Source organism: Roseateles aquae (assembly GCF_032337115.1).
GTDB lineage: Bacteria > Pseudomonadota > Gammaproteobacteria > Burkholderiales > Burkholderiaceae_C > Roseateles_C > Roseateles_C aquae.
Genome location: NZ_JAVXZY010000008.1, coordinates 184,350 through 208,856, shown reverse-complemented (window position 1 = coordinate 208,856; position 24,507 = coordinate 184,350). Strand labels below are relative to the sequence as shown.

Annotated in this window: 23 protein-coding genes; 6 read left to right on the top strand and 17 right to left on the bottom strand. The window is 64.7% G+C overall.

Features of this window, described 5'->3' with window-relative positions; all coding sequences use genetic code 11:
- Positions 1 to 101: 101 nt before the first annotated feature.
- Both RQP53_RS18635 and RQP53_RS18630 read left to right on the top strand, forming a co-directional pair.
- Positions 102 to 491, top strand: a complete 390-nt coding sequence (locus RQP53_RS18635) for a hypothetical protein (protein ID WP_315652182.1) — start codon at positions 102 to 104, stop codon at positions 489 to 491.
- A 61-nt stretch (positions 492 to 552) separates the two neighbouring features.
- A complete protein-coding gene (locus RQP53_RS18630; protein ID WP_315652181.1) occupies positions 553 to 969 on the top strand; it encodes a hypothetical protein in 417 nt (138 codons plus the stop codon).
- Positions 970 to 1,132: 163 nt separating this feature from the next.
- Here the strand turns inward: RQP53_RS18630 and RQP53_RS18625 are convergent, their stop codons facing one another.
- Positions 1,133 to 1,357, bottom strand: coding sequence for a (2Fe-2S)-binding protein (locus tag RQP53_RS18625; RefSeq protein ID WP_315652180.1), 225 nt, complete (start codon positions 1,355 to 1,357; stop codon positions 1,133 to 1,135).
- A 108-nt stretch (positions 1,358 to 1,465) separates the two neighbouring features.
- Positions 1,466 to 1,945 carry a bacterioferritin gene (bfr, locus tag RQP53_RS18620; protein WP_315652179.1) on the bottom strand — a complete coding sequence of 160 codons (480 nt, stop codon included), beginning with the start codon at positions 1,943 to 1,945 and terminating at the stop codon, positions 1,466 to 1,468.
- A gap of 191 nt (positions 1,946 to 2,136) precedes the next feature.
- On the opposite strand from bfr, the gene RQP53_RS18615 reads away from it, so the two are divergent.
- Both RQP53_RS18615 and RQP53_RS18610 read left to right on the top strand, forming a co-directional pair.
- Positions 2,137 to 3,579 (top strand): aldehyde dehydrogenase family protein, encoded by a 1,443-nt coding sequence (locus tag RQP53_RS18615; RefSeq protein ID WP_315652178.1) that lies wholly within the window; start codon positions 2,137 to 2,139, stop codon positions 3,577 to 3,579.
- Between the two features lie 269 nt (positions 3,580 to 3,848).
- On the top strand, positions 3,849 to 4,916 hold the full coding sequence (locus RQP53_RS18610; RefSeq protein WP_315652177.1) for a choice-of-anchor A family protein: 1,068 nt from the start codon (positions 3,849 to 3,851) through the stop codon (positions 4,914 to 4,916).
- An 81-nt stretch (positions 4,917 to 4,997) separates the two neighbouring features.
- On the opposite strand, the gene RQP53_RS18605 is transcribed toward RQP53_RS18610, so the two are convergent.
- From RQP53_RS18605 to RQP53_RS18590, 4 genes are all read right to left on the bottom strand, one after another.
- Positions 4,998 to 6,062 carry a S49 family peptidase gene (locus tag RQP53_RS18605; protein WP_434064122.1) on the bottom strand — a complete coding sequence of 355 codons (1,065 nt, stop codon included), beginning with the start codon at positions 6,060 to 6,062 and terminating at the stop codon, positions 4,998 to 5,000.
- 65 nt (positions 6,063 to 6,127) lie between these two features.
- Positions 6,128 to 6,523, bottom strand: a complete 396-nt coding sequence (locus RQP53_RS18600; RefSeq protein WP_315652176.1) for a Rieske (2Fe-2S) protein — start codon at positions 6,521 to 6,523, stop codon at positions 6,128 to 6,130.
- A 25-nt stretch (positions 6,524 to 6,548) separates the two neighbouring features.
- The gene (locus RQP53_RS18595; RefSeq protein ID WP_315652175.1) at positions 6,549 to 7,208 is read right to left on the bottom strand and encodes an HAD family hydrolase; all 660 of its coding nucleotides are present in this window, start codon (positions 7,206 to 7,208) and stop codon (positions 6,549 to 6,551) included.
- Positions 7,205 to 8,221 carry an RluA family pseudouridine synthase gene (locus RQP53_RS18590; protein WP_315652257.1) on the bottom strand — a complete coding sequence of 339 codons (1,017 nt, stop codon included), beginning with the start codon at positions 8,219 to 8,221 and terminating at the stop codon, positions 7,205 to 7,207. The genes RQP53_RS18595 and RQP53_RS18590 overlap by 4 nt, the downstream gene beginning before the upstream one ends.
- A gap of 784 nt (positions 8,222 to 9,005) precedes the next feature.
- Between RQP53_RS18590 and RQP53_RS18585 the strand changes: the two genes are divergently transcribed.
- On the top strand, positions 9,006 to 11,951 hold the full coding sequence (locus RQP53_RS18585) for an Rne/Rng family ribonuclease (RefSeq protein WP_315652174.1): 2,946 nt from the start codon (positions 9,006 to 9,008) through the stop codon (positions 11,949 to 11,951).
- Between the two features lie 432 nt (positions 11,952 to 12,383).
- Positions 12,384 to 13,892: a POT-type proton-dependent oligopeptide transporter gene (locus tag RQP53_RS18580; RefSeq protein ID WP_315652256.1), complete on the top strand. Its 1,509-nt coding sequence runs from the start codon at positions 12,384 to 12,386 to the stop codon at positions 13,890 to 13,892.
- A 28-nt stretch (positions 13,893 to 13,920) separates the two neighbouring features.
- Here RQP53_RS18580 and nagZ read toward each other — a convergent pair whose 3' ends face one another.
- From nagZ to RQP53_RS18525, 11 genes are all read right to left on the bottom strand, one after another.
- Entirely contained in the window at positions 13,921 to 15,000 is a 1,080-nt protein-coding gene (nagZ, locus tag RQP53_RS18575; RefSeq protein ID WP_315652173.1) for a beta-N-acetylhexosaminidase, read from the bottom strand.
- Positions 15,000 to 15,416, bottom strand: coding sequence for a holo-ACP synthase (acpS, locus tag RQP53_RS18570; protein ID WP_315652172.1), 417 nt, complete (start codon positions 15,414 to 15,416; stop codon positions 15,000 to 15,002). Before acpS ends, nagZ begins: the two co-directional genes overlap by 1 nt.
- Positions 15,413 to 15,955 (bottom strand): GNAT family N-acetyltransferase, encoded by a 543-nt coding sequence (locus tag RQP53_RS18565; protein WP_315652171.1) that lies wholly within the window; start codon positions 15,953 to 15,955, stop codon positions 15,413 to 15,415. The genes acpS and RQP53_RS18565 overlap by 4 nt, the downstream gene beginning before the upstream one ends.
- The gene (locus RQP53_RS18560) at positions 15,945 to 16,724 is read right to left on the bottom strand and encodes a pyridoxine 5'-phosphate synthase (protein ID WP_315652170.1); all 780 of its coding nucleotides are present in this window, start codon (positions 16,722 to 16,724) and stop codon (positions 15,945 to 15,947) included. Before RQP53_RS18560 ends, RQP53_RS18565 begins: the two co-directional genes overlap by 11 nt.
- 23 nt (positions 16,725 to 16,747) lie before the next feature.
- On the bottom strand, positions 16,748 to 17,566 hold the full coding sequence (gene recO / locus RQP53_RS18555; RefSeq protein ID WP_315652169.1) for a DNA repair protein RecO: 819 nt from the start codon (positions 17,564 to 17,566) through the stop codon (positions 16,748 to 16,750).
- A complete protein-coding gene (gene era, locus RQP53_RS18550) occupies positions 17,563 to 18,483 on the bottom strand; it encodes a GTPase Era (RefSeq protein WP_434064121.1) in 921 nt (306 codons plus the stop codon). Before era ends, recO begins: the two co-directional genes overlap by 4 nt.
- A 120-nt stretch (positions 18,484 to 18,603) precedes the next feature.
- Positions 18,604 to 19,308, bottom strand: a complete 705-nt coding sequence (gene rnc, locus RQP53_RS18545; protein ID WP_315652167.1) for a ribonuclease III — start codon at positions 19,306 to 19,308, stop codon at positions 18,604 to 18,606.
- 8 nt (positions 19,309 to 19,316) lie between these two features.
- The gene (locus RQP53_RS18540) at positions 19,317 to 19,676 is read right to left on the bottom strand and encodes a DUF4845 domain-containing protein (protein WP_315652166.1); all 360 of its coding nucleotides are present in this window, start codon (positions 19,674 to 19,676) and stop codon (positions 19,317 to 19,319) included.
- Positions 19,677 to 19,732: 56 nt separating this feature from the next.
- Positions 19,733 to 20,707: a signal peptidase I gene (gene lepB, locus RQP53_RS18535; RefSeq protein WP_315652165.1), complete on the bottom strand. Its 975-nt coding sequence runs from the start codon at positions 20,705 to 20,707 to the stop codon at positions 19,733 to 19,735.
- A gap of 4 nt (positions 20,708 to 20,711) precedes the next feature.
- Positions 20,712 to 22,520: a translation elongation factor 4 gene (gene lepA / locus RQP53_RS18530; protein WP_315652164.1), complete on the bottom strand. Its 1,809-nt coding sequence runs from the start codon at positions 22,518 to 22,520 to the stop codon at positions 20,712 to 20,714.
- 526 nt (positions 22,521 to 23,046) lie between these two features.
- The gene (locus RQP53_RS18525; RefSeq protein ID WP_315652163.1) at positions 23,047 to 24,504 is read right to left on the bottom strand and encodes a Do family serine endopeptidase; all 1,458 of its coding nucleotides are present in this window, start codon (positions 24,502 to 24,504) and stop codon (positions 23,047 to 23,049) included.
- Between the last annotated feature and the right edge of the window lie 3 nt (positions 24,505 to 24,507).

Sequence of the window (24,507 nt, the reverse complement as noted above, 5' to 3'; positions counted from 1 at the left end):
CATCGGTGTGTAACGCATTGCAACAGCAGCACCCGATGTCAACGCGATCCCAATAGCCATCGTTGTTTGCTCACATGTTCACCAACCCTGGAGCGATCCAAATGAATGCACTGAAGACTGCCCTGATTCCCACGCTGCTGGCTCTGAGCGCTGGTCTGGCGATGGCGCAGAACCCTGGGACGTCGAACAGCCAAACCGCCGTGCCGGCCACAGCCACCGCCACAGCCACCACCGCGACCACCGCGAAGACCGAGCCCGCCGGCACCGCCGCCAAGGTCGCTGCGCCAGCCGCCAAGCTCACCACGGCGCCTGCCGTCGCACCTGCCGCAGCCACCGCGACCGATACCGCCAAACCGGCAAGCAAGGCCGAAACCAAGACTGAGGCCAAGCTCGATGGCAAGAGCGCCGCACTGAATACCAAGGCCACGCACAAGCATGGCAGCAAGAAGCCCGCCGCTAAGCCGCAGGCCGATGCCCCGAAGTCCGCCTGATTTTTCAATCAACAAGACGCGCCACTAACTCTTTACTGACACACCCACGAGGACCAGGACCATGAACACCATCAAGACCACGCTGATCACCACCCTGCTGAGCCTGAGCGCCGGCGCCGTCTTTGCGCAGGCCGCGACCGCCACGGTCGCCCCCACTGCCGCGGCGCCGGCTGCCAAGGTGACTGCGCCGGCAGCAACGGCCGCAACCGCCACCCCGGCCGCGCCGGTTGCACAGGCGGCTACGCCCGCCGCTCCTGTGACCACGGCTCCGGCCGCCACCGCAGCCGCCAAGCCGGCCGAAGCGGCATCAGCAGCCGGCCACCACGCCAGCAAGCATGCCGCCCATGCCGCGAAGCACGAGGCCAAGCATGAGCCCAAGCGTGACGCCAAGCCCGCAGCGGCCGCGGCAAGCACGGCGATGACGACGGCCGCGCCGGCTGCTGGCCTTGAAGCCAAGATCGAAGCACCGAAGAAGTAATCGGCCGGTCAAGACTTGATCGACCCGAGTGGCCTCGTGCCACTCCTTACCGCAAGCGCTGCGCCGCGCTTGCGGTCTTTTTGTTGATGGGCGCTACGGCGCCGAGATGGTGAGTGTCAGGAAACGAAAAGGGCAGCTTGTGGCGAGCTGCCCTTTTTGCTTTTCAAGCCGCCACGGCTTGGGCAATCGCGATGACTCGCTGCCCACTGCGCTTGAAGACCCGCTCGCTCAGCGCTGCCTCGAAGATCTCATGCGCACAGTCGTGGCAGGCGCCGCAGGCCGAAGCCAGCTGGGTGTCGTCCTGCAATTGCTCGAAATTGGCCGTGCCCGCCTCGACATGCCGGCGGATGTCGCGATCGGAAACACGATGGCAGAGGCAGACGATCATGGTGAGACGGGCTCGACTTGCGATGCACGGATGCTAACGCAAATACGAACACTTCTCAATTAGATTGTCTTTATCCCTTCCACGATCCGGGTGTGGCCGCGCTGCCGCTCAGCTACCGACCGGGCCCACCTGGCTTTGCAGCCAGTTCTGCTCGCCGATCTGGGCGACCAGGCCGATCTGGGTCTCCAGGTGGTCGATGTGCTCCTCGGTATCGCTGAGGATGGCCTCCAGCACCTCGCGGGACACGTAGTCACGCACGCTCTCGCAATAGGCAATCGCCTCTTTCAGCAGCGGGTGCGAGCCCGTCTCGATCTTCAGATCGCAGTGCAGCACCTCGACAGCGGTTTCGCCGATGAAGAGCTTGCCCAGATCCTGCAGATTGGGCAGGCCTTCGAGCATCAGGATGCGCTCGATCAGCTTGTCCGCATGCTTCATTTCCTCGATCGATTCCTGGTATTCATGCTTGGCCAGGCCCTCATAGCCCCAGCTCTTCAGGATGCGGGCGTGGAGGAAGTACTGGTTGATCGCCGTCAGCTCGTTCTTCAGCTGGGCATTCAGGTATTCGATGACCTTGGCATCGCCTTTCATATCGTTCTCCTTGATCTGAGCGAGGGCCCATTGTGCGGTCCCCAGGGGTCGCTGGCAAAGCGCTTGGCGGCCCGGCAAGCCGATACTCCCGAAGCTGTTGCCGCCCCTGTCCTCTCCAGCGTTCTTTGCGCTGGCATTGGCAACCCGTTATTAAATATATTTACAATATTCGTCCAACACAGGAGACCCCGATGAGCCAGACCTCGCACGCAAATTTCATCGCTGGCCAATGGCTGCAAGGCAGCGGCGAACGCGCCAATATCAACCCGTCAGACACCAACGATCTCGTCGGCCACTACGCGCAGGCAGACGCCCCTCAGACCGAGCGTGCCATCGCCGCCGCCCATGCCGCCGCGCCGGGCTGGGCGATGTCGACGCCCCAGCAACGTGCCGATGCCCTGGACCGCATCGGCAGCGAGATCCTGGCCCGCAAGGACGAACTGGGCGAGTTGCTCAGCCGCGAGGAAGGCAAGACCCGGCCCGAAGGCGTGGGCGAGGTGGCACGCGCTGGCGCCATCTTCAAGTTCTTCGCCCAGGAAGCGCTGCGCCAGTGCGGCGACAAGCTGGCCTCGGTGCGCCCCGGCGTCGAGATCGAGGTGACGCGTGAGCCGGTAGGCGTGGTGGGCCTGATCACGCCCTGGAACTTCCCCATCGCCATCCCGGCCTGGAAGATCGCCCCGGCGCTGGCCTTCGGCAATACCGTCGTTTTCAAGCCAGCCGAACTGGTGCCTGGCTCGGCCTGGGCGCTGGCCGAGATCATCAGCCGCTCGGGCCTGCCCGATGGCGTCTTCAATCTGGTCATGGGCCCAGGCAGCGTGGTCGGCCAGGCCCTGCTCAATGACGCGCGTGTCCAGGCCCTGAGCTTCACCGGCTCAGTCGGCACCGGCCAGCGCGTGGCGCAGGCGGCCGTGATGCGCGGTGCCAAGTTCCAGCTCGAGATGGGCGGCAAGAACCCGCAGGTGGTGCTGGACGACGCCGATCTCGCCACCGCAGTGAACTGCATCATTCAAGGCGCCTTCTACTCCACCGGCCAGCGTTGCACGGCGGCCTCGCGCATCATCGTCACCAAGGGCATCTACCCCAAGCTGCTGGAGGCGTTGACGCAGGCCACCCGCGAGCTGCGCGTCGGCCATGCGCTGGAGGCCGGCACACAGATCGGCCCGGTCGTCGATGAAAGCCAGCTCGCGCAGGATCTGCGCTATATCGCGCTGGCCAAAGCGGAAGGCGCTCGGCTGGTCGCCGGCGGCGACACGCTGACGCTGGCCCAGCCCGGCCACTATCTGCAGCCGGCGCTGTTCGCCGACTGCGACAACGCGATGCAGCATTGCCGCGACGAGATCTTCGGCCCCGTGGCCAGCCTGATCCCGGCCGACAACTATGAGCACGCCCTGGCGCTGGCCAACGACACGCCCTTTGGCCTGGCCAGCGGCATCTGCACCAGCTCGCTCAAGCATGCCAGCCACTTCAAGCGCCACGCCCAGGCCGGCATGGTGATGGTCAATCTGCCGACCGCCGGCGTCGACTATCACGTGCCCTTCGGCGGCCGCAAGGGCTCCAGCATGGGCCCGCGCGAGCAAGGCAGCTACGCCGCCGAGTTCTACACCACGGTCAAGACCAGCTACCTCTGCCCCTGAATCAGGCGCTGAACCCGAGAGCCGCCGCGGCCTGCCCGGACGCGGCGGTGCCTGAGACGTTCAAAACCGTGCAAAGCGCACAAACCAATTAGATACCACCTCAATCAGGGTCTCCCCTGATCACAGCCGATTCCTAGAATCGCGGCCATGCGTTCCAAGAGGAACGTCTACCGCGAAAGCAGCGTCTACGACGGCGCTAAAAAACAAAGGGAAACACTGTGATTCGTTCGAACGGACTGAAACTGGTATCTGCAGCAATCACTGTTCTGATGGCCGGCATCGCGCAAGAGGCGGCAGCCATCACCACCATCGACCTGGGCAGCGCCAAGGGCTACAGCGTGCTGGTGTTCGGCAATGTCGCGTCCTTCGCCGATGTCGAGGGCCGCGCAGCCATCGGTGGCAATGTGCTCAACGGCTTTGACGCCGGCTACCGCAGCCCCTTCGCCGCCTACAAGGACGCCAACGGCAAGGTCCAGCCTGAGCTGGTCGTCGGTGGTAACTGGAACACCAATGGCTCGACGGTCTACGGCGGCCCCTCGGTCAATGTGAATACCAACGCCTCGGCCGAGCACAGCAAGGTCGGCCCGGCAGCCGCGCAGACCGAGTACCGCGCCGCTGGCGGTGATTTCCGTCTGGGCGGTGTCGTGTTCGGCAGTGCCAGCAAGAACGGCAGCGCCAACAGCAGCCAGGCCAATGGCTACCACCAGACCGCCGTCAGCGCCGCTGAGGTGCAGTCGGGCAACAAGGCCGTCAGCGCCACCCAGAACGCCAACTACTTCGACTTCGCCAAGGCCAAGTCCGAAGTCACCGCGCTGAGCAGCAACCTGAACGCACTGGCCGCCACCGGCAGCAATCATTGGGGCACGCTGACCGGCAGCGGCAGCGGTGATCTGCAGGTCTTCAACCTGGGCAGCAGCGGCAATCTTTCCAGCCTGTCGCTGGCCCACATCAGCGCCGGCTCGCACATCGTCATCAACAGCAGCGCGACCAGCGTCACGCTGCAAGGCGGCGATTTCCTCAGCTTTGCCGATCGCGTCATCTTCAACCTGCCCAATGCCACCTCGGTCAATCTGGGCTGGGGCGGTTGGGGCACGCTGCTGGCGCCCAAGGCCACCGTGTTCGGCACCGGCCACTGGGAAGGCAATCTGATCGCCAACCAGGTCGCCTTCAGCAATGGCGGCGTGGCCAGCATGAAGAGTGGCAGCAAGCTGGAAGTCGGCTATGAGCCCTTCACGGGCTACAACGTCTCGGCCGTGCCGGAACCCGGAAGCTATGCGCTGATGCTGGCCGGCCTGGGCGCGCTGGGCTTTGTCGCCCGCCGCCGTCGCCAAGCCTGACCGGCGCTGGCCACGGGCCGCAAGTACCGCCCAAGCAAAAGGGCCTCCGCATCGGAGGCCCTTTTTTCTTGTTTGCGCGGTTCAGCGAATCGGCGCCAGATTGCGTACTGCCTTGACGGCGCCCTCGCCCATCGCCGCACCAAAGCGCTTGGCCAGCCGCTCGGCCACGTTGTCGCGAGGCGTGTAGTCAATCACCTCCTCGGCCTTGACCACCTCGCGGGCAACGAAATCGAGATTGCCCAGGTCATCGGCCAGGCCCATCTTGACCGCCTCCTCGCCATTCCAGAACAAGCCGGAGAACATCTCCGGCGTTTCCTTCAGGCGATCACCGCGGCCCTCGCGCACCACGGCGATGAACTGGCGGTGGATCTGATCCAGCATCGCCTGAGCATAGCCGCGCTGCTTGGCGTTCAGCGGCGTGTAGGGGTCCAGCATGCCCTTGTTTTCACCGGCAGTCAGCAACCGGCGCTCGACGCCGAGCTTTTCCATCAGGCCGGTGAAGCCAAAGCCATCCATCAGCACGCCGATGGAGCCGACCACCGAGGCCTTGTCGACATAGATTTCATCGGCCGCCGCAGCGATGTAATAGGCCCCCGAAGCGCAGATTTCCTCAACCACCGCATAGACCTTCTTGCCATGCTTGGCCTTCAGGCGCTTGATCTCGTCGTAGACGATGCCGGCCTGCACCGGGCTGCCGCCGGGTGAGTTGATGCGCAGCACCACCGCCTGGGCACCATGGTCCTCAAAGGCGCTGCGGATCGCCGACAAGAGCAGCTCGGCGCTGGCCTCGGTATCCGATGCGATTTCACCGCGCACCTCAACCAAGGCGGTGTGCGGCGTGCTGGGCGCGCTGACATGGTGGCTTTGGAAGAAGAACCACCAGACCAGGGTCAGCAGCGTGGCCAGCCAGGCCAGCCGGTAGAAACTGCGCCAGCGACGTTCGCTGCGACGGTCACGCAGATAGTCGGCGGCGAGCTGCTGCAGCAGCGGCTCGTAATTCGTCGTCGCAGGCGCGCGCGCGCCGGCAGCATCGCTGGCCGGCGCGGGGCGCGCGGCTGCGGCCGCTGCAGGCTGGGCGGCCAGCATGTCCTCAGGATTCGCGGTGGCGTCGGGCAGGCCGCGGGGGAGATCGTCGTTGGGATTCATGGAAGGCAGGGGCAACAGCGCTGTTTGGCTGCATTGTCGGGCCGAGCGGCTTGATTCGCCGGGGCTCAGGGCTCAAAGGCGGGCTGGGTGTCGCGGGAAGGATACCAATAGACCTGCCCCTCCCGCTCCTCGACCTCGATCTTGGTCAGGCCGATGCGGCCACACATGCCACTCACACAGCGACCGGTCAGCGGGTCGTAGACGGCGCCGTGAATGCTGCACATGATGTACTGCTTGTCGCCGTCGAGGAACTCGCCCTCCTGCCAGTCCATCTCCGTTGGCACATGGGCGCAGCGGTTCAGATAGGCGACCACCTGGCCATCAAAGCGCAGCGCAAACGCGCTGGCCGGCTGCCGGTACTGCAGCACATGAAAGGTGTGGGCCTTGCCGCGCTCCTGCAAGTCGTCAGAGGCGCACAACGGCAGCGGGTCTTGTGGGGCTTGGGGTTTAGCGTCGCTCATGGTAGGGCCATCGGCTTGGTGAGGTTCAGGCATTGGCCAGCAGCCACTGCTGCAGATCGGCCACGCTGTGCGCGGTATGCAGCGGCGCGAAGGCCGCGAATTCGCACACCTCATGCGCACCGTAGCTGACAGCGACGCTGGCCGTGCCGGCGTTCTGCGCCAGCTGCAGATCGTGGCTGGTGTCGCCAATCATCAGCGTACGCTCGGGCTCGGCGCCGAACTCGCGCATCAGCTCCAGCAGCATCTGCGGATGTGGCTTGCCGGCCGTTTCATCGGCGGTGCGGCTGCCATCGAACAGGCCCTTCAGCGCTTCGTCCTGCAAGACCTCGTCCAGGCCCCGCCGGCTCTTGCCGGTGGCGATGGCTAGCCAGTGATGGCGGGCCTTCAGCGATCGCAGCATCTCGACCGTGCCCTCGAACAGGCTCAGCTCGTCCTGCGCGGCGATGAAATGGTGGCGGAAGCGCTGGCCCAGCTCACCATAACGCTCGCGCGGCAGGTCGGGCACCACCTGGCGCAGGGCGTCATAAAAGCCCAGACCGATCACATGAGTGGCCAGCTTTTGGCTCGGCACCGGTAGGCCCAGATCGGCGGCGGCGGCCTGGGTGCAGCGGGCGATCAGCGCGGTCGAGTCGTACAGCGTGCCATCCCAGTCAAACACGATCAGGTCAAAGCGCTGCGGCATCATGCGGCAGCCCCCAGCGCGCTCAGCAGGGCCTGGCATTCGGCTGGCAGCGGCGCCAGCAACTCGAGCTCTGCCCCCGTGGCCGGGTGGCTGAAGCGCAGCTGCTTGGCATGCAGAAACATCCGCTCAAAACGCAGCGGTCCGCGCGCCAGCTGGCGGTTGGCCTCGAAATCACCGTACTTCGGATCGCCGACGATGGCGTGCCCTTCATGGGCCAGATGGACACGGATCTGGTGCGTGCGGCCGGTCTTGATCGTCACATCGAGCAGGCTGTGGCCAGCGAATCGCTGCGCCACGCGCACCAGGCTGATCGAACGCTTGGCCTGCTCGGCCTGCGGATCGTGCGAGCTGGTCACCGCCCGCACCCAGCGTTCACCGTCGCTGCCGGTGAACTTGAGCAGGGGCACGTCGATGACCTTTTTGTTCGCCGCCCAGTCGCCCCAGACCAGGGCGGCATAGGTCTTGCCGGTCTCACGGTCACGGAACTGGTCCTGCAAGGCCACCAGGGCGCTGCGCTTCTTGGCAATCAGCAAGAGGCCGGAGGTTTCCTTGTCGAGCCGGTGCACCAGCTCCAGGAACTTGGCCTGCGGCCGGGCTTGGCGCAGCTGCTCGATCACGCCGAAGCTGACGCCCGAGCCGCCATGCACGGCCACGCCGGCCGGCTTGTTGACGGCCAGCAGATGATCGTCTTCATAGACGACCGGAAATTCCTTGGCCGGCACAAAGGCCGCCTTGTCCTCGGCCGCGCGCTCGGGCAGCCGCACCGGCGGGATGCGGACCACATCACCCAGCTCCAACCGGGTGTCGGCCTGCGCACGCCCCTTGTTCACCCGCACCTCACCGGCCCGGATGACACGGTAGACATGGGTCTTGGGCACGCCTTTGAGTTCGCGCAGCAAGAAGTTATCCAAGCGTTGGCCCGCAGAGCCTTCGTCAATCGTCAGAAGCCTGACGGCCGGTGCCGCAGCGGGTACAGCGAGTTTCGGCGCTGTTGGAGCAGCGGGTGCCGCCTTCACGGCGGCCGGACGGACCGGCGGCGCCGGCTTGCGCTCTAGCGGCTTGCGCTGGGTCAGCCCTCGGCCGCCCCGGCCAGATTTGGCCCCTATAATGCTGCTTGCCACGATTGCGTTCTAAGTATTTGATTTTTCTGATTTTACCCGGCATGAGCAGGGTTTGACTGAAGACGCCATGGTGGCGGGCCCGATGCGGCAGGCGCGCAAGCGCCGGTGGCATCGGCTCAACAATCGGTGATGCAACATGTCTGTACCGATGGCGGGCCCCGTCCCCAAGTGATGAGGCAGCCCTTGATGCGGCATGGAAGAGCAACGCAGTACGAACCACGCACGGCGTATCCCGAATCGGGGCACGACGCGCACGAATAAGGTTTTCATCGCACGAGGTGTGTCGATCAAGAGTCGGCTGTCTCGTGCCAGCGCCCAGCAGTTCCTCGCGGATGAACCCATCAATCCCCCCACCCACCGCCGCCTTGCGCGCGCAGCCCCGGCTTCATGCCGAGAGGGCTCGCCACGCCGGCCTCGGTCGGGCCGCGCCGATCAGCCGCTGTGCTGCACCGGCGCGTTCACGGGATGGAGTCACCGCGCCGCCTGTTGAAGCGCACGCGCCAACGCTGCAGGGCTGATCGCTAGAAGCAGATCTCCAGCAGTCCAGGGCGATTCCTTCCTCGGTTCACCGCGTTTCTCGTGCAACTTGTGAGTCGCCCGCTGGCTTTGCCGCCAGTGGACGTCGTGTTGCTGCGCGCCCGATGGCATCCGAGATGCCGAAGGCGCGTGAGGAGAACTGATGAAACGCATGCTGATCAATGCGACGCAGCCTGAAGAGCGTCGCCTTGCCATCGTTGATGGCCAGAAGCTGCTGGACTTCGAGACCGAGATCGAAGGCCGCGAGCAGCGCAAGGGCAATATCTACAAGGCGGTCGTGACCCGCGTCGAGCCCTCGCTCGAGGCCTGCTTCGTCGACTACGGCGAAGACCGCCACGGCTTCCTGCCCTTCAAGGAAATCTCGCGCCAGTACTTCCGCGAGGGCGTCGATGTGCGCTCCGCCAAGATCCAGGACTGCATCCGCGAAGGCCAGGAACTGCTGGTCCAGGTGGAAAAGGAAGAGCGCGGCAACAAGGGTGCGGCACTGACCACCTTCGTCTCGCTGGCCGGCCGCTACCTGGTGCTGATGCCCAACAACCCGCGCGGTGGCGGCGTCAGCCGTCGCATCGAGGGTGAAGATCGCGAAGAGCTGAAGGAAAACCTCGACCAGCTCGAGTACCCCAAGGGCATGAGCCTGATCGCCCGCACCGCCGGCATCGGCCGTTCCGCTGCCGAGCTGCAGTGGGACCTGAACTACATGCTGAAGCTGTGGAGCGCCATCGACGATGCCTCCAAGGGCGGCAAGGGCGCCTTCCTGATCTATCAGGAATCGTCGCTGGTGATCCGCGCGATCCGCGACTACTTCACCGCCGACATCGGCGAAATCCTGATCGATACCGACGACCTGTTCGAGCAAGCTCAGCAGTTCATGAACCATGTGATGCCGGACAACGCGCATCGCGTGAAGCGTTATCGCGACGACGCGCCGCTGTTCAGCCGCTTCCAGATCGAGCACCAGATCGAAACGGCACACAGCCGCACGGTCAACCTGCCCTCGGGCGGCGCCATCGTGATCGACCACACCGAGGCGCTGGTCTCGGTGGACGTCAACTCGGCCCGCGCCACCCGTGGCGGCGACATCGAGGAAACCGCCACCCGCACCAATCTGGAAGCCGCCGATGAAATCGCGCGCCAGATGCGCCTGCGCGATCTGGGCGGCCTGATCGTCGTCGACTTCATCGACATGGAAGAGTCGAAGAACCGCCGCGAGGTCGAACAGCGTCTGCGCGATGCGCTGCGCAATGACCGCGCCCGCGTGCAGTTCGCCTCGATCAGCAAGTTCGGCCTGCTGGAGCTGTCGCGTCAGCGTCTGCGCCCCGCTCTGAGCGAAGGCAACCACATCACCTGCCCGCGCTGCAATGGCACCGGCCATATCCGCGACACCGAATCCTCGGCGCTGCAGATCCTGCGCATGGTCCAGGAAGAGGCGATGAAGGACAACACCGCCGCCGTGCACGTGCAAGTGCCGGTGGAAGTGACCTCCTTCCTGCTGAACGAAAAGCGCACCGAGATCACCAAGATCGAGTTGAAGCAGCGCGTCACCGTGCTGCTGGTGCCCAACAAGCACCTGGAAACGCCTAACTACAAGCTGGAACGTCTGCGCCATGACGATCCGCGCCTGGAGAACCTGCAGGCCAGCTACACGATGATCGAAGAGCCGACCGACGAGGTGGGCATCACCCGCCGCGGCGGCGACGACAAGGGCAAGAGCAAGCAGGAACCGGTCATCAAGGGCCTGTTGCCCGAGCAGCCGGCGCCGATGCCGGTGGCCCCGGCGCCCAAGCCTGTGGCCGCCGAGGCGGCTGCCCCGGCACCAGCGGCTGCCAAGGAAGGCGGCGGTTTCTTCGGCTGGATCAAGAGCATCTTTGCTGGCGCCCCGGCCGCTGCCCCTGTGGCCGCACCGGAAGCCAAGCCAGCCGCTGACGCGCAGCGCAAGGACGGCAAGCGCGATGGTGGCCGTGGCGGCCGCGGTGGCCGTGGCGGCGAACGTGGCGAGCGCGGCGGTGATCGCAAGCGTGAAGGCCGCGAGGGTCGTGAGTCGCGCGACGCACGCAACGGCGGCGAGGCCAAGCCCAATGAAGGCCAGCGCGCCGAACGCCAGGAACGGGGCGAACGCAACGAGCGTGGCAATCGCCGAGGCGGCGAGCGCGCTGAACGCGTCGAACGCAACGAGGCCGGCGAACAGCCGCGCAACGAGCGTGCCGAGCGTGGTGCTGAACGTGGCGGCGAACGTGGTGGTGAAGGCCGCCGCGGTCGTGGTGAGCGCGGTGAGCGTGCCGAACGCGGCGAGCGTCAGGACCGTCCGCTGGACGTCGTGGCCCAGGCTGATGGCCTGAACGCGGCTCTGACTGACGAGGCGCTACTCGACAAGCCGGCCTTCGCCGACACCCAGCCCGAAGGCGCTGCCGAGGGCAATGGCGAGGAACGCGGCGGCCGCCGCCGCCGCCGCCGTGGTGGTCGCGATCGCGATGAACGTGCTGCCGACACCCAAGCCCCGAGCGACGAGGGCGCAGCGCCCGAGGCCGTGGCCGAAGGCGACGTGGAAGCCCAGGTGGGCGCGGGCGAAGGCCTGGCAGAGGCCGCTGATGCGGGTGAAGCCGGTGAAGGTGGCGCACGCCGCCGCCGCAGCCGTGACCGCTACCGTCGTGACAAGCGCGAAGGCCAGAGCGCTCAGTCCGCTGAGGCCGGCGAGGCTGGCGATGCGCCGCAACAGCTGGAGCTGGTTGCCGGCGATACCGCCGTGGCTGCACCAGCCCCTGCCGTCAGTGCTGAAGTCAGCGCTCCCGCGGCAGCCGTGGTTGCCGCACCGGTGGCCAGTGCCGTTGCCGAAGCCCCTGCGGCGCCGCAGCTGCCTGCCTTCGAGCTGCCGCTGGCCGATCTGCACGCGATCGCCGAAGGCGCTGGTCTGCAGTGGGTGAACTCCGACGCCGACAAGGTCCGCGCCGTGCAGGACGCCATTGCCGCCGAGCCCAAGCCGGTGCGTGTGCCGCGTGAACGGCCGCCGCTGGTGACGATTGACGAAGGCCCGCTGGTGCTGGTCGAGACCCGCAAGGATCTCAGCCAGGTCAAGCTGCCTTTCGAGGCCTGACGCCTTTGGACTAGTACCTTCAGGCTTTGCGCCTGAACACGCCGCCGCGGCTACTGCCCCGGCGGCGTTTTTCATGGCTCTTTTGGCGTTAAGTGTGGAAGCCCTGGAAACAACCAAAGGCAACCACAGAGGCACTGAGGCACAGAGAAAACCGCAGCAACGCTTTGTTCCCTCTGTGAATTCCTCTGTGACTCTGTGGCTCTGTGGTTTGTTTTGGCTGCTCAACAGCTAACGCGCAAGGAGCCTTTTTCATGGGCCGTCACCTCGGGGAAGCTCTGCATATGAGACCGCCGACCATCCCCTACAGTTGCGCCCTGGCCGGCGCACATGAGGCGTCGAGCACCGGGGCTGAAGGCGCGCCTATTGGCTTGCGCGAGCCCATCGATAGAACAAGGACCCCACAAGGTGACAACGCCCCAGACCGCGGCCAAGATGCCGCCACAGATTCCCTACATCATCGGCAACGAGGGATGCGAGCGCTTCAGCTTCTACGGCATGCGCAACATCCTGACGGTGTTCCTGATGACCAGCCTGCTGCTGTCCGTGCCGGAGGAACTGCGCAAGGGCGAGGCCAAGGAGGTGTTCCACACCTTTGTGATGGGCGTCTATTTCTTCCCCCTGCTGGGCGGCTGGTTGGCCGACCGCTTCTTCGGCAAGTACAACACCATCTTCTGGCTCAGCCTGGTCTACTGCGCCGGCCACGCCTGCCTGGCTGCCTTTGAGAGCAATATCACCGGCTTCTACACCGGCCTCTTCCTGATCTCACTGGGCTCGGGCGGCATCAAGCCGCTGGTCAGCTCCTTCATTGGCGATCAGTTCGACCAGAGCAATCGCTCGCTGGCGCAGAAGGTGTTCGACGCCTTCTACTGGATCATCAACTTCGGCAGCTTCTTCGCCTCGCTGCTGATGCCGCTGATCCTCAAGCATTGGGGCGCCAGCATCGCCTTCGGCATTCCCGGCATCTTCATGGCGGTGGCCACCCTGATCTTCTGGTCCGGCCGCGGCAAATACGTGCATGTGAAGCCGACGGCCCATGAAGACCCGAACAGCTTCCTGAAAGTCGTCAAGACCGCACTGGGCGCCGGCCTGCCGGGCAAGCTCGCCGCCCTGGCTGGCATCCTGCTGGCAGCCTGGAGCATCAGCGCCTACAAAGAGCTGGGCCTGGTGGTGGCGCTGTGTCTGGCGCTGGTCTTGGTGATGGGCTTTGGTGGCCTCGGTGCCTGGATGCAGTTGTCCGGCGCCGAAGCCCGCCATGGCCGCGAGGCTGTTCAAGCCGTGCGCACGGTGCTGCGCCTGCTGGTGCTGTTCGCGCTGGTGACGCCGTTCTGGAGCCTGTTCGACCAGAAGGCCTCGACCTGGATCCTGCAGGCCAACCAGATGAGCAAGCCGGGCTGGTTTGAAGCTTCGATGATGCAGGCCCTGAACCCGCTGCTGGTGATGCTGCTGATCCCCTTCAACAACCTGGTGCTCTACCCGCTGCTGGAACGCAGCGGCTTGCGCATCACCGCCTTGCGCCGCATGGGCGCGGGTATCGCGCTGTCAGCGGTGGCCTTTGCTGTGGTGGCGCTGTTCCAGCTCTGGCTGGACGGCGGCCACGCCGTCACCATCATCTGGCAGATCCTGCCCTATGCCATCCTGACGCTGGGCGAGGTGCTGGTCTCGGCCACCGGCCTCGAGTTTGCCTACAGCCAGGCACCGCTGGCCATGAAGGGCGTGATCACCAGCTTCTGGAATCTGTCGGTGACGATTGGCAATCTCTGGGTGCTGCTGGCCAACAAGAGCGTCAAGGGCGAGGCCGTGACCGCCTGGGTGCAAACCAGCGGCCTCAGCGTCACCGCCTTCCAGATGTTCTTCTTCTCAGGCTTTGCGCTGTTGGCCGCCCTGCTGTTCGGGCTCTATGCGCGCAGCTACCAGATGCAGGACAACTACCGCCGCCAGTGAGCGGCTGCCTGGCTTGGCGCCAGCTTGTTTAAGCACTCAAGGACTGCAGCGCCTGGTGGTAGGCCGGGTGATGCATCAGCTCCTCCCAGGTCAGCGGCGCCGTCTGCGGCAGCAGGCCGGCGCGGCGCGCCTCGCTTTCGGCACGGGGCTGCCAGGCGCCGCTGGCCGCGGCCTGCATCATGTCGTCAAGCAAACGGTCCAGCACGGCGCCGTCGTCGATGGCGCTTTGATTGCACAGCAACAATAGATCGCAGCCGGCACCCAGCGCCGCCAGCGCCGCTTCCAGATAGCTGATCTCGCGCCCTTCCAGCACCCGGGCACCGCGCATGCCCAGGTCATCGCTGAACACGGCACCGCCGAAGCCCAGACGCTCGCGCAGGATGTCCTGCAGCCAGCGCGGGCTGAAGCCGGCCGGACGGCTGTCGACCTTGGGATAGATCACATGGGCCGGCATCACCGCGCCCAGGCTCAGGCGCAGCCATTCAAAAGGCTTGGCATCGTCAGCCAGGATCGCCTTCAGACTGCGTTTGTCGACGGGCACCTCGGTGTGCGAGTCGGCCTTGACAAAGCCATGCCCGGGGAAATGCTTGCCGCAGCTGTGCATGCCGGCCAGCAGCATGCCGTGGGCCAGGCTCTTGGCCAGCAGCGCCACGACGCGCGGATCGCGATGGAAACTGCGATCGCCGATGACCGAACTCTCGCCGTAATCAAGATCCAGCACCGGCGCGAAACTCAGATCAACGCCGCAGGCGCGCAGTTCGGCCCCCATCACCAGGCCGGCCGCCGTCGCGGCTTCGGTGGCCGCCATTGCATCCCGCATCCACAGCTCGCCGAGTTGCCGCATGCTGGGCAGATGGGTGAAGCCATCGGTCTTGAAGCGCTGCACACGGCCACCTTCATGGTCAACGGCGATCAGCAGATCGGGCCGCAGCGCCTTGATCTCGGCCGTCAGCAGCGTCAGCTGCGCGCGGCTCTCGAAATTGCGCGCGAACAGGATCAAGCCGCCGAGCAAAGGGTGCGTGAGCCGGGCGCGTTCCGTCGCGCTGAGCGCGTGGCCGGCAATGTCCAGTACCAGCGGCGCATGCACGGTGGTGCTCAGTTCATTCATCAGGGGTTCTCTTTCGCCGCCAGGCGCGGCTGTTCAACGACGACAAAGGTCGCCACATAGTCGGTCTCGTCGCTGACGCTGACATGGGCCTGCAGCCCGCGTGACGCGAACCACTCGGCCAGCTCGCCGTGCAAGCGGATGAAGGGCTTGCCGCTGGCCTCGTTGAGGATTTCGCAGTCGCGCCAGGTCATGGGCATGCGCATGCCCATGCCGATGGCCTTGGAGAAGGATTCCTTGGCCGAAAAACGTGTCGCCAGATAAGCAATGCCGCGCGATTCGACCCGTGCCCGACGCGCTTGGAAGACTTTTATCTCCTGCGGCCCCAGCACCTTCTCGGCAAATCGATCACCACGCCGCGCCAGCGTCTCGCCAATGCGGCGCAGATCGCAGATATCGTTGCCAATGCCGTAAATCATTGCGCGCCCTCCCAAGCCGGCCAGCCCAGTACTTCATTGCGATGGCGCTCTTGCTCCAGCTCGAACCAGGTCTCGCCCAGTTGCTGGGCACCCTCGCGGCGGTAGAAGCGCAGCGCCCCTTCGTTGCCAGCCCAGGCGCGCAGCCACACAGCGTGGGCGGGCAGGGCCTCGCGCACATGCTGCAAAAGGCGCGCGCCAAAGCCCTCGCCGGAGCGCGTCGGCGCCACATAGAGCCGCTGCAGCTCCGCCTGCGCGCCGCCGACAGCAAGACCTGACCCCGCCCAGGCCGCGCCAAGTTCGACATGGGCCCAGGCCAGCAGATGATTGCCCTCGTGCAGCAGCCACATCGGCTGAGCCGGATCGGCAATCAAGGCGTGCAGGCGAGCCTCAGAAAAACTGTCGTCCAGGTAGCGAATGAAGCTGTCGCGCAGGCCGTCCAGCGCATAGGTCTGCAGCCAGACCCAGCGCGCCAAGGCCGACAATGCCGGCGCATCGCTCCGCACAGCACGGCGGATCTTCCAAGCGGCTTCAGCCCGCATAGGCCTGCTGGATGCTGCGCTGATAGGCCCGTACCGTCTCGGCATAGCCCAGCTCCAGCGCGTCAGCGATCAAGGCATGGCCGATCGACACCTCCTGAACACCAGGTACTCCACGCAGGAAGCGGCTCAGATTGGCGCGGTTCAGATCGTGGCCGGCATTGATGCCCAGGCCTTGCGCCAGCGCCGCCCGAGCCGTCGCGGCAAAGCCGGCCAGCACCGCGTCTTCCTGGTCGGTGCCGAAGGCGCTGGCATAGGTTTCGGTATAGAGCTCGATGCGCTCGGCGCCGAGTGCGGCCACATGCACCATGGCCTCGGGCAGCGGGTCCATGAACAGGCTGACACGCACGCCAAGCTGCTGGCATTCGGCAATCAGCGGCCGCAATCGATCCGTATCGGCAGGCAGGTTCCAGCCATGGTCGGAGGTGAACTGGTCTTCGCTGTCCGGCACGAAAGTGACCTGATGGGGGCGCAGCTCGCGCACATAGTCCATCAGGTTCTGTGTTGGATTGCCCTCGATGTTGTACTCGGCCTGCGGCCACTGCTTCATCAGTGCGGCGAGCTCGAGCACATCGTCGCGGCGGATGTGGCGCGCGTCGGGACGGGGGTGAACGGTGATGCCCTGCGCGCCGGCCTGCAGGCAAATCTCGGCGGCGCGCAGCACGCTGGGAATGCCGAGGTGGCGGGTATTGCGCAAGAGCGCAACCTTGTTGACATTGACCGACAGCGCGCAGCGTCCCTGTTGCGAGTCGGCGCCGATCAAAGGATTCATGGCGCAGGCCTTCTCAGTGTTATTCAGTCGAGCAGTTTCTGCACATCGAGCATGACGCTGCGGGTGCGCAGGGGCTTGTGGCCCAGATGATAGTGAAGCAGGCCGCGCAGCGAGGCCTTCAGCGCCGGCAAGGCGCCCAGACAGGCCTGCTGCAAGGCCTCGACGCTGCCATGTAGCAAGGCGGCTTCCAGCTGTACCAGCTGTTCCGCCGCGAAGGCTTGGCTCTGCGCCATCTCCACTGCTTCCACGCCGGCTTCTGCGCTGAGCCAATAACGCCCACCTGGCTGCAGCGGCGCTTGGGTCAGCGTGGCCAGGCTGAGGTCAGGCAACAGGCCGGTCTCGCTGAGCAGGCGCAGCTCGAAGGCACGCAGCGCCGCCTGGGCCAGGGCGTCCTCGCCGGCCTGAAGCAGCGGCAGGGTGCGCGCATAGGCATCGAAGAGCGCCGGATGCGGGTCTTGACGGGCCAGCAGCTTGAGCAGCAGCTCGTTGAGGTAGTAGCCGGTGAATAACGCCGCGCCGGCTGGCAGGGTGTGGCCACCGGCCCACTCGGCGCCGCGCAGCGTCTGCACCTCGGGGGCGCCCTCCTCGCCGCGCGCCGGTTTGCTCAGGCTGACCTGCAGGCGTTGAAACGGCAGCAGCACCGAACGCAGCTGTGAGTACGGCCGCTTGGCACCCTTGGCGACCACGGCCAAGCGACCCTGTTCTCGGGTGAACAGGTCCAGGATCAGGCTGGATTCACTCCAGTCGTAGTGATGCAGCACATAGGCGGGCTGCGTGGTCGGGATGCGGGGCGCGCGAGGGGTGCGTGTCGCGCGTGTCACCACGGGGCCTTGCGGCTTCATTCGTAGCCGTAGGTGCGCAGATGCTCCTCGGAATCGGCCCAACCGGAACGAACCTTGACCCAGAGTTCCAGGAAGACTCGGCCATCCATCAGATGCTCGAGCTCCTGGCGGGCCTCGGAGCCGATGCGCTTCAGGCGCTCGCCGCCCTGGCCGATGATCATGCCCTTGTGCGCGTCGCGTTCGACCACGATGGAGGCCGAGATGCGGCGCAGCTCGCCCTCGTCTTCCCATTTGTCGATAATCACCGTCGAGGTGTAGGGCAGTTCGTCGCCAGTCAGTCGGAACAGCTTCTCGCGGATGATTTCGCTGGCGAGGAACTTCTCGCTGCGATCGGTCAGCGCGTCTTCCTCATAGAACCAGCCCTGCTCAGGCAGATAGGGCTTGAGGATCTTGAAGAGGCGCTGCACATCGGCTTCCTTCTTGGCCGACAAGGGCACGAACTCGCTGAAGTTGCGCCGCTCCTGCATGCTCTTCAGCCAGGGCGCCAGCTCGGCGCGGCGCTGCACGGCATCCAGCTTGTTGGCGATCAGCACGACCGGCTTGTCCTCGGGCAGCAGGGCCAGCACCTTGGCGTCGTCCAGGCCAAAGCGGCCGGCCTCGACGACGAAGAGCACCAGATCCACATCACCCAGCACGCCATGAACGGTGCGATTCAGATTGCGGTTCAGCGCGGCGTTGTGCTTGGTCTGGAAGCCGGGGGTGTCGACAAACACGAACTGCGCCTCGTCAACGGTGCGCACGCCGGTAATGCGATGGCGGGTGGTCTGCGCCTTGTCCGAGGTGATGCTGACCTTCTGCCCGACCAGCGCATTGAGCAGCGTTGACTTGCCGACGTTCGGGCGGCCGACAATGGCGATCAGGCCGCAACGTTGTGCAGCGGCGGACTCAGCGGTGGTGTCTGTCATGGTGTTCGTCATTCTGGGCTCCAGGCCACAAATCCTTGTTCAAGCCAGAGCCGGAGCGAATCTCCAGTTCCGTCAATGCGTGTCGCAAGCCCCACGCTGCATGTCACAGCACTGGGCGCGGCGCAGTCGAATTCAGTCCCGCAGGCCGGCGCCGGGTTTATCCCGCGCCAGCAGTTCCTCAAGCATACGCTTGGCAGCGTCCTGCTCGGCGGCACGGCGCGAGCGGCCCTCGCCCTTCTTGCTGAGGCTCAAGGCCGGCACAGCACACTCGACCTCGAAGGTCTGCGCATGGGCCTGGCCGCGGGTCTCGGTGATGCGATAGCTGGGCACGGCCAGCTTGCGTGCCTGCAGCCATTCCTGCAGCGCCGTCTTGGCATCCTTGCCCCAGTTGTCGCTGGGCGGCGTGGCGATCTGCTCACCCATCAGACGGCGCACCAGTTCGCGCGCGGCCTCATAGCCGCCGTCAACAAAGGCAGCGCCGATCAAGGCCTCAACCGCGTCGGCCAGGATGGAGGGGCGCTGCGCGCCGCCGCCCTTGGCCTCGCCCTCGCTCATACGCAGGAACTCAGGCAGGCCGATGCCCAAGGCCAGCTTGTGCAGGCTGTCTTCGCGAACGAGGTGGGCGCGGATGCGAGTCAGGTCGCCTTCGTCAGAGCCGGCGAAGCGCTCGTACAGCAGGCTGGAAACCGCCAGACTCAGCACTGCATCGCCGAGAAACTCCAGACGCTCGTTGTGGTCAGCACCAAAGCTGCGGTGGGTCAGCGCACGCTGCAAAAGCGCGGCATCGCCAAAGCGATGGCCGAGCCTCTTTTGCAGACGATCCAGCGGCGTCATCATGGCAGCGTTCAGCGCGAATGCCCTTCGTACTTGATCAGCAGAAAGACCGGACCGGCCAGCGCGACCTGCTTTTCGTAAGCGAAGCTGATCAACACCTTGTCGTTGTCCTTGGTGATGGTGAGATCCTGGGACGCAATACTCTGGATCGAGTATTCGACCTGCTTGATGCGCTCGAACTCGGCGCGGGCCAAGGGCACCGTCTGCGGATTGCCCTTGGCGATGCGATCGACGGCGCTCTGTATCGTATAGAACTCCATCACCGTCGGGATGGTGCGTGCCGCCACGACACCGAGAAACGACAACACAACGGCCCAGAACAACAGGCCCAGCAGGCTGATGCCGGACTGCTGACGACGCGCGTTCACCATGGAGTTCATTCCTTGTTGACTCGAAACTGCAGGCTGCACACCGGCGAGCACGGCACTCAGTTGAAGGCGCCGATGCGCTTGAAGTTGCCGAAGTTCATCCAGACGAAAAAGGCCTTACCGACAATATTCTCATCCGGAACAAAGCCCCAGAAGCGCGAATCACGCGAATTGTCACGGTTGTCGCCCAGCATGTAGTAGTGGCCGGCCGGCACCTTGCAGGTCACGCCCTCTGGGCTGTACTTGCATTGATCCTGGAAGGGGAACGGGCCGTCCTTGCGATCAGGCTGGAAATAGGGCTGGCGGTTCGGGTCGACCAGCAACTGGTGCGGCAGGGCACCCAGGCTTTCCGAGAAGCGATTGCGCATGCGCATGCTGTCTTCGTCGTAATAGTCGCCTTCCGACTTGACCGTCACCGGCTGGCCATTGATGTAGAGCCGCTGGTTCAGATAAGCGACCTCGTCGCCGGGGATGGCCGCCACACGCTTGATGAAGTCGACGCTGGTGTCTTCCGGAAAGCGGAACACCATCACATCGCCACGCTGGACATCATGGTTGGCGATGATCTTCTTGTTGATCACCGGCAGGCGGATGCCATAGTGAAACTTGTTCACCAGGATCAGATCACCGACCAGCAGCGTCGGCACCATCGAGCCCGAGGGAATCTTGAACGGCTCAAACAGGAAGGAGCGCAGCAGGAAGACGATCAGGATCACCGGGAACAGCCCGGCGGTCCAGTCCAGCCACCAGGGCTGGCGCAGGATTTCCTGGCGTGCGCCCTCAACATCACTGTCGACACGGGCGATGCCCTGCGCAGCCAGCGCCTCGCGGCGCTTCGCATCGTTGGCCAGCAGCTCGGCGGCCGCACGTTCGCGCGCCGGCTGGAAGTGGAAACGCTCGGCCAGCCAGTACAGCATCGTGACCGTGGTCAGGATGAACAGCAGCAGCGCGAAATTGCCACTCCATTGGCCGGTGTACCAGCCACCCAGATAGGCAATCAGGACGGCGTAAAGAATTCCGGTCAGTGCACTCATTGATTTAGTCATCGACTTGGAGAATGGCCAGGAAGGCTTCTTGCGGCACCTCGACGGAACCGATCTGCTTCATCCGCTTCTTGCCGGCCTTTTGTTTTTCGAGCAGCTTGCGCTTGCGGGTGATGTCACCACCGTAGCATTTTGCCAGCACGTTCTTGCGCATCGCCTTGATGTTCTCCCGCGCGATGATGTTGGCACCGATGGCGGCCTGGATCGCCACGTCATACATCTGGCGCGGGATCTGTTCGCGCATCTTCGCCGCCACGCCGCGGCCACGGAACTGGCTTTGGGCGCGGTGAACGATGATGGACAAGGCGTCCACCCGATCTCCGTTGATCAGGATGTCAACCTTGACAACGTCAGAGGCTCGGTACTCCTTGAACTCGTAGTCCATCGAGGCATAGCCGCGCGACACGCTCTTGAGCTTGTCGAAGAAGTCGAGCACGATTTCAGCCAACGGCATTTCATAGGTCAGCATGACCTGCCGACCGTGATAGGCCATATTGATCTGCTGGCCGCGCTTCTGGTTGGCCAGGGTCATGACCGGGCCAACATAGTCCTGCGGCATGTACAGATGCACGGTGACGATGGGTTCGCGGATCTCCTGGATCTGCCCGACCTCAGGCATCTTGGACGGATTCTCGACCTCGATGACCTCGCCGTCGCCACGCACAACTTCGTAGACAACACTGGGTGCCGTGGTGATCAGGTCTTGATCGAACTCGCGCTCCAGCCGCTCCTGCACGATTTCCATATGCAGCAGGCCCAGGAAGCCGCAGCGGAAGCCGAAGCCCAAGGCCTGCGAGACTTCCGGCTCGTAGCGCAGCGAGGAGTCGTTCAGCTTGAGCTTTTCCAGCGCGTCACGCAGTGAGTCGTACTCGCTGGCTTCGGTCGGATACAGGCCCGCGAAGACCTGCGGCTGGATTTCCTTGAAGCCCGGCAAGGCCTCTTCGGCAGGGCCGAGATTGTTGGGCAGCTTTTTTTCCAGCGTGATGGTGTCGCCGACCTTGGCCGCCTGCAGCTCCTTGATGCCGGCGATGACGAACCCGACCTCGCCCGCATTGAGCTGCTCGCGCTTCTCGGACTTGGGCGAGAAAACGCCCAGATGCTCGGCAGGATAGACCGCATCAGAGGCCATCATCCGGATCCGTTCGCCCTTCTTCAGCGTGCCGTCGACGACACGCACCAGCATCACCACGCCCACATAGGCGTCGTACCAGGAGTCGATGATCATGGCGCGCAGCGGCGCTTCAACGACGCCCCGCGGCGGCGGCATGCGAGCGATGACGGCTTCGATGATGTCGTCAATACCCATGCCGGTCTTCGCCGAGCAAGGGATCGCATCGGTGGCATCGATGCCAATCACGTCCTCGATCTCGGCCTTGGCGTTCTCAGGGTCGGCCTGCGGCAGATCCATCTTGTTGAGCACCGGCACGACCTCGACGCCGAGCTCCAGCGCCGTGTAGCAGTTGGCCACCGTCTGCGCCTCGACACCCTGGCTGGCATCCACCACCAGCAACGCACCCTCACAGGCCGACAGCGAACGGCTGACCTCGTAGGAAAAGTCGACGTGGCCCGGCGTGTCGATCAGGTTCAGGTTGTAGACCTGACCGTCCCTGGCCTTGTATTGCAGCGCCGCCGTCTGCGCCTTGATGGTGATGCCGCGCTCGCGCTCGATGTCCATCGAGTCCAGCACCTGCGCTTCCATCTCGCGATCCGACAGGCCTCCGCAACGCTGAATGATGCGATCCGCCAGCGTGCTCTTGCCGTGGTCGATGTGGGCGATGATGGAGAAATTGCGGATGTGATTCATGGACTCAATCGCGGTCTGTTCGGCCGGAAGCTTCAACGGCAAAACCGTTGCGTGGAAGGCTCTTCATCGCAGCGCGATGAGAAGGCCCGAAGGGCCGCGCCGAACATAAAAAAAAGGCACGTCGAAACGGTGACGCGCCTTCCAACAAAACGTATGGCAACTGCTTGTTGGGCTTTCATTGTAGCCAAAAGCCCAGGCCTGAAAACCGCACCGTTACTGCATCTCCGGCCGTTGCGGCTCGCCAACATGAAACTTATCCACAGCTTATGCACATCATAAAACTGACATGTCCGCTGCCTCGATAAGCCGGCTGGCATTAGTGCCAGCAATGCCGGCAAAGCGCGCTCGAAACCTCTTATTCTAGCCGACAAGCCAAGCAATCCTGCGTAGCCGCCCAGCGAGTCCGGCGACGCAGTCCCATTCAGAGCTCGAGCGTCGCCTTTTTGGAGGCAGCTGGACGATCTAGACGCATCCGCCAAATTCCACCATGCGGAAAGACCCCGCAGGGCTGAAGCGGTCGTGAGCCTCAGGACGCCGGCTTGAGCAGCAGGTAGTTCACCGCCCCCTCACGCCACACCGTCAGCGGCAGCTGCTTGGCCTTCTCGCCCAGCTTGAGCTGTTGCTCCAGTTGCTTGACGCTGCTGATCTCGGTCTTGCCGACAGCCAGAATCACATCGCCAGCGCGCAGCCCTGCCCGCGCTGCCACCCCCTCGGCCTCATCGACAAGCACGCCCGAGCGCAGCTTGCCATCACGCTTTTGCGCGTCGCTGAGTTCGGAGACCGTCAGGCCAAAGCTGGACAGTGCCGAAGGCTTGGCCTTGGCAGCCGGGTCGGCTGCAGTGGCAGCGGCGTCCTCGGCCGGCATTTCTCCGATCACCAGGGTCAGCTCCTTGTAGGCACCGCGGCGGAAGACCTGCAGCACCGACTTGCTGCCCGGCTTGTTCGCCGCCACGCTGCGGCGCAAATCGTTGGCATTGCTGAGCTGCCTGCCGTCGAGCTTGATGATGATGTCGCCCGCTTCCACGCCTCCCTTTTCAGCTGGCGAGCCGGGCTCGACCGAGCGCACCACAACGCCCTGCGCCTTCTCCAGGCCCAAGGCCTCGGCCACCTCCTTGCTCAGATCGCCGATGCCCACACCGATGCGCCCGCGCACCACCCGTCCGCCACCACGCAACTGATCCGCGACGCGCATCGCCTCGTCAATCGGGATCGCAAACGAGATGCCCATGAAGCCGCCGGACTGGCTGTAGATCTGCGAGTTGATGCCCACCACCTCACCGCGCATATTCAGCAGCGGCCCGCCGGAATTGCCGGGATTGATGGCCACATCGGTCTGGATGAAGGGCAGGAACTCGCCGGTGTCACGCGCCTTGGCACTGACGATGCCGGCCGTCACCGTGTTGTCGAAACCAAAGGGCGAGCCGATGGCCATCACCCACTCACCGACCTTGAGTCGGCCGACGTCACCAATCTTGACCACCGGCAGCGCCGAGGCCTCGATCTTGACGATGGCCACATCGGTGCGCTTGTCGGCACCAATCAGCTTGGCCTTGAACTCGCGCTTGTCGGTCAGCGTGACGGTGATCTCATCGGCGCCATCAACGACATGGGCATTGGTCATCACAAAGCCGTCGGCGCCCAGGATGAAGCCGGAACCCAGACCACGGCGCTGCGGTTGCTCATCGTCACCCCGTGGCGCGCCACGGCGCTGGCCCGGTGCTGGGATGCCGAAGCGGCGCATCAGCTCCTGCAGCAGTGCCTCCTGATCGGCATTGCCGCCCGGCGCGGCGCGCAGGCGCTCGGAGGTGCGGATGTTCACCACCGCCGGGCCCACCCGCTCCACCAGCTCGGTGAAGTCCGGCAGCTCACGCGCCTGTGCCTGCACAAAGGCGGGCATGGCCAGGTTCAGGCCCAAGGCCAGCCCGGTCGCGGCAAGCAAGGCAGACAAACGACGCGAGGGGCTCGGCAGGTTTGCAAAATTCATGGT

Bases quoted from the DNA above. Each gene is read 5' to 3' on its own strand.
- RQP53_RS18605 (WP_434064122.1), bottom strand. From the start codon at position 6,062: ATGAATCCCAACGACGATCTCCCCCGCGGCCTGCCCGACGCCACCGCG.
- RQP53_RS18615 (WP_315652178.1), top strand. From the start codon at position 2,137: ATGAGCCAGACCTCGCACGCAAATTTCATCGCTGGCCAATGGCTGCAA.
- recO (WP_315652169.1), bottom strand. From the start codon at position 17,566: ATGAAGCCGCAAGGCCCCGTGGTGACACGCGCGACACGCACCCCTCGC.
- RQP53_RS18525 (WP_315652163.1), bottom strand. From the start codon at position 24,504: ATGAATTTTGCAAACCTGCCGAGCCCCTCGCGTCGTTTGTCTGCCTTG.
- lepB (WP_315652165.1), bottom strand. From the start codon at position 20,707: ATGAGTGCACTGACCGGAATTCTTTACGCCGTCCTGATTGCCTATCTG.
- bfr (WP_315652179.1), bottom strand. From the start codon at position 1,945: ATGAAAGGCGATGCCAAGGTCATCGAATACCTGAATGCCCAGCTGAAG.
- RQP53_RS18630 (WP_315652181.1), top strand. From the start codon at position 553: ATGAACACCATCAAGACCACGCTGATCACCACCCTGCTGAGCCTGAGC.
- RQP53_RS18600 (WP_315652176.1), bottom strand. From the start codon at position 6,523: ATGAGCGACGCTAAACCCCAAGCCCCACAAGACCCGCTGCCGTTGTGC.
- RQP53_RS18585 (WP_315652174.1), top strand. From the start codon at position 9,006: ATGAAACGCATGCTGATCAATGCGACGCAGCCTGAAGAGCGTCGCCTT.
- RQP53_RS18540 (WP_315652166.1), bottom strand. From the start codon at position 19,676: ATGGTGAACGCGCGTCGTCAGCAGTCCGGCATCAGCCTGCTGGGCCTG.
- RQP53_RS18565 (WP_315652171.1), bottom strand. From the start codon at position 15,955: ATGCGGGCTGAAGCCGCTTGGAAGATCCGCCGTGCTGTGCGGAGCGAT.
- era (WP_434064121.1), bottom strand. From the start codon at position 18,483: ATGACGAACACCATGACAGACACCACCGCTGAGTCCGCCGCTGCACAA.
- RQP53_RS18610 (WP_315652177.1), top strand. From the start codon at position 3,849: ATGGCCGGCATCGCGCAAGAGGCGGCAGCCATCACCACCATCGACCTG.
- RQP53_RS18635 (WP_315652182.1), top strand. From the start codon at position 102: ATGAATGCACTGAAGACTGCCCTGATTCCCACGCTGCTGGCTCTGAGC.
- RQP53_RS18580 (WP_315652256.1), top strand. From the start codon at position 12,384: ATGCCGCCACAGATTCCCTACATCATCGGCAACGAGGGATGCGAGCGC.
- nagZ (WP_315652173.1), bottom strand. From the start codon at position 15,000: ATGAATGAACTGAGCACCACCGTGCATGCGCCGCTGGTACTGGACATT.
- RQP53_RS18560 (WP_315652170.1), bottom strand. From the start codon at position 16,724: ATGAATCCTTTGATCGGCGCCGACTCGCAACAGGGACGCTGCGCGCTG.
- acpS (WP_315652172.1), bottom strand. From the start codon at position 15,416: ATGATTTACGGCATTGGCAACGATATCTGCGATCTGCGCCGCATTGGC.
- RQP53_RS18625 (WP_315652180.1), bottom strand. From the start codon at position 1,357: ATGATCGTCTGCCTCTGCCATCGTGTTTCCGATCGCGACATCCGCCGG.
- lepA (WP_315652164.1), bottom strand. From the start codon at position 22,520: ATGAATCACATCCGCAATTTCTCCATCATCGCCCACATCGACCACGGC.
- rnc (WP_315652167.1), bottom strand. From the start codon at position 19,308: ATGATGACGCCGCTGGATCGTCTGCAAAAGAGGCTCGGCCATCGCTTT.
- RQP53_RS18595 (WP_315652175.1), bottom strand. From the start codon at position 7,208: ATGATGCCGCAGCGCTTTGACCTGATCGTGTTTGACTGGGATGGCACG.